Below are 3,634 nucleotides of genomic sequence, written 5' to 3'. Positions count from 1 at the left end.
GGTCGATGATCAACCGGATCAATCCGGCGAGTTCGCGCTCTGGGTTGCGGCTGTGGTCATCGTCCTCGTGCTCCATGTCGGGCTCGCGGTGGGATATCTGCGGCTGAGGCCGGAGCCGGAGACGCGCGCCGAGGCGCCGGCCTTCGACGTCGCCTTCATGCCCGCGCAGAGTGCGCCGACTGCACCGCCGACCGTCGACCAGCCGGACCCCGCGCCGACCAAAATGGACCGGCCCGAGGATCCGCCGAAAGAGCTGCCGCCGCCGGTCCCGAATGAGCCGCCACCGCCGCCACAGGTCGAGGCGATGGTGCCGCCCGAGGAGCCGCTGCCTGCGCCGCGCGTTCAGGTCGAGCCTGTTCCAGCGCCGCCGGTCCCCGAAGAGGCGACCGTTGTCCCGCCGGAGAGGCCGGTCGAGGCCGCGCCACCGCCTCCCAAACCGGCCGTCCGCGAGCCGCCGCCGCGCAAGGTGACGCATGACGAAAAGGTGGAGAAGCGCCAGGCGCCGCCGAAGTCCGTCGGTGCGCCGGGAAGCAAGCCCATGCGCGTCGCGGCGGCGCCCAATCCCGGCGCTGAGAGCGAGGGAGCCCGGGTGGGGCGGGAATCCTGGTTGAGCCAGTTCGGTGCACAGATCCAGCGCGTCGCGACTTATGCGACGAACGGCAACAGGGACACCGGTACGGCGCAGGTGAGCGTGACGGTCGATCGCAATGGACGCCTTCTGACCCATCACATCGCAAGAAGCGGCGGCTCGGCGACCCTGGACCATGCCGCGCTTTCGATCATTGAACGCGCGGCACCTTTTCCGCATTTTCCTGCCAGCATGCCCGAAGCGCAGATCACCAGGCTCGTTCCGATACACCTGAAGCCGCAGTAAGTTGGGGAGAATATCCCTGATGGCACGAGAACAATTCCTGTTGCGGGCGTTGGACCGACTATCTACGAGTCGCCTTACTGCCGATTTCGCTTGAATGGTACCGGATGGTGGCGCGCGAGCAGATGCGATCAAGGCGAGGAGGGGGACGTTTGAGCGGGCGCACGGTGCTTAAGAGCGCGCTGTTGTTGATCTGTGCGATGCTGCCGGTCGCAGTTGCCGCGCAGGAGGCGATACCGACGATCGAAGCCGTTGGCATTTCGCCCGTCCCCGGCGGCGAGATCGATCGCGACAAGGTCCCATCCAATCTTCAGTCGATCGGTGCGGCCGATCTCGATCATGCCAAGACGCCGTCGCTGCTCGATGGCATGGTGCAGTCGCTGCCCGGCGTGACCCTGAGCGACCAGTCCGGCAATGCGTTTCAGCGCAATCTCGACTATCGCGGCTTCTCCGCCTCGCCGGTGCCGGGGACGCCGCAGGGCATCGCCGTCTATCAAAACGGCAATCGCATCAACGAAGCTTTTGGCGACGTCGTGAATTGGGACCTCATCCCGGAGATGGCGATCGCGCGCATGACGCTGATGCCGAACAATCCGCTGTTCGGCCTCAACGCGACCGGCGGCGCCATGTCGATCGAGATGAAGAACGGTTTTACCTATCAGGGCAACGAGGCCGAGCTGCGCGGCGGCTCCTTCGGACGCATCTCGGCGGGCGCACAGAGCGGATACCAGAAGGACAATCTTTCGGCCTACGTCGCCGGCGACACCACCTATGACAGGGGCTGGCGCGACTTCTCGGCATCCTCCCAGATCCGACGCATGTATGTCGATCTCGGTGCGAAGGGCGATCAGACGGAATTCCACGTCTCGTTCACCGGCGCCGACAACAAGCTTGGCGGGACCGTCGCCACGCCGATCGAGATGCTCAATCGGCGCTGGTCGAGCGTCTTCACCTGGCCGCAGACCACGCATCTGCAACTCGCCTTCCTGCAGGCGAACGGAAAGTGGACGCCGACCGACACGCTGACGCTGCAGGGCAACGCCTATTTCCGCAGCTACCGCGCCGCCCATGTCGACGCCAACGGCAGCGATGCTCAGCCCTGCGATCCGGCCGTCGCTCCCGCGCTTGCCGGCCAGATATGCATCGGCGATCCGGCAACGCCGCTCAACGTGAACATGCCGGTGTTCAACACGCTTCCGGGCAACTCCGCACTCGGCGAGATCGACCGCAACACCACGACGTCGAACAGTTTTGGCGGCTCCCTGCAGGCGACCTCGACCGCACAACTGTTCGGGCACGACAACCACTTTGTGGTCGGCACCAGTGTCGATCGCGGCCACTCGAACTTCCAGTCGTCCTCCGAACTCGGCACGATCGACCAGAATTTCTTCGTCACCGGCACCGGCGTCTTCATCGATCAGCCCTTGGCTGACCTTGCTCCGGTCAATCTCGGCACCAACAACACCTATGTCGGTGTCTACGCCACTAACACCTTCGACATCACCTCGCAGCTCTCCTTCACCGCCGGTGGCCGCTACAACTTCGCACAGATCAATCTGCAGGACCTGACCGGCACCAATCCGCTGCTCACCAGCCAGAACCAGTTTCAGCGCTTCAATCCCGTAGTCGGCCTCACCTACAAGATCACGCCTAACATGAGCGCCTACGCCGGCTACTCGGAAGCCAACCGTGCCCCGACGCCGCTCGAGCTCGGCTGCTCGGATCCCGCCATTCCCTGCCAGATCGACAATTTTCTGCTCGCCGATCCGCCGCTCAAGCAGGTGGTGTCGCACACGACAGAGGGCGGCCTGCGCGGCGAGTTTTCTGGCGGCGGTGCATCTGCAGAGCTGGTGACCAAGGCACCGAAGAAAGCCGACACGGTCGCGGACAGCGGCTGGCGGCTGCGCTGGGGCCTCAGCCTGTTCCGCGCCGACAACAGCGACGATATCATCAATATTGCGAGCCAGGTTCCGGGCCACGGCTTCTTCCAGAATGCCGGCACCACGCTGCGCCAGGGCCTCGAGGCGAAGGTCGATCTCGGCTGGAACCGCTGGACCGCCTATGCCAACTACACCTTTATCGACGCGACCTATCAAAATTTTCTGACACTTTCATCGCCCCACAACCCGATGGCCGTTGGCGGCCTCATCTCGGTCGTTCCCGGCGATCACATTCCGGGAATCCCGGCGCAGCGTTTCAAGGCTGGTGCTGAATATGCCGTGACCGACGCCTGGAAAATCGGTGCCGATCTCAACGTGGTCGGCAGCCAGTGGCTGATCCACGACGACTCCAATCTGAATGCGAAGGTGCCGGCCTACTGGGTCGTCAACATGCACACGTCCTACCAGGTAACGAAGAACATCGAGCTCTTCGGGTTGGTGCAGAACCTGTTCAACCAGCATTACTACTCCGCCGGTACATTCTTCGACACCGGCGGCTTCAACAACTCGACGCTCGGTGGCGCCAACCTGCTCACCTTCAACGATCCGCGGACCTTACTGCCGGGCATGCCGCTCGCGATCTATGCTGGCATCAGGGCGACGTTCTGAACATCTACGTTGTCGGAAGACGCAAGCGCGCCGCGGGTCCTGTTCGCGGCGCCTTTGCTTGCTGGCGTTCATTCCAGCCGCTGCATGCGCCTGTGATGGCGGCGCGGATGATGAAAAGAACCGATCGGTTCTGCAAAGGCGAGGAACGGATTGACCTCGCATTGTGCGGCACGGCCGGCCGCGGAGGGGCCGCATTGGCCTAGCGAGGTGAAGG

General features: G+C 63.9%; 3 protein-coding genes. 2 read left to right on the top strand and 1 reads right to left on the bottom strand.

The annotated features are described in order from the left end of the window. A partial coding sequence (locus JOZ76_RS25005; protein WP_291703172.1) for an energy transducer TonB family protein occupies positions 1-874 on the top strand: 874 nt, incomplete at its 5' end. Between the two features lie 149 nt (positions 875-1,023). Next, positions 1,024-3,420, top strand: a complete 2,397-nt coding sequence (locus JOZ76_RS25000) for a TonB-dependent receptor (protein WP_291703170.1) — start codon at positions 1,024-1,026, stop codon at positions 3,418-3,420. Between the two features lie 68 nt (positions 3,421-3,488). On the opposite strand, the gene JOZ76_RS38345 is transcribed toward JOZ76_RS25000, so the two are convergent. Next, positions 3,489-3,634, bottom strand: a 146-nt coding sequence (locus JOZ76_RS38345) for a DUF3551 domain-containing protein (RefSeq protein ID WP_366938625.1), incomplete at its 5' end; no start/stop codon positions are given.

This window comes from Bradyrhizobium sp. (assembly GCF_019244115.1).
Classification (GTDB): domain Bacteria; phylum Pseudomonadota; class Alphaproteobacteria; order Rhizobiales; family Xanthobacteraceae; genus Bradyrhizobium.
This window is presented reverse-complemented; position numbering and strand designations above follow the sequence as displayed.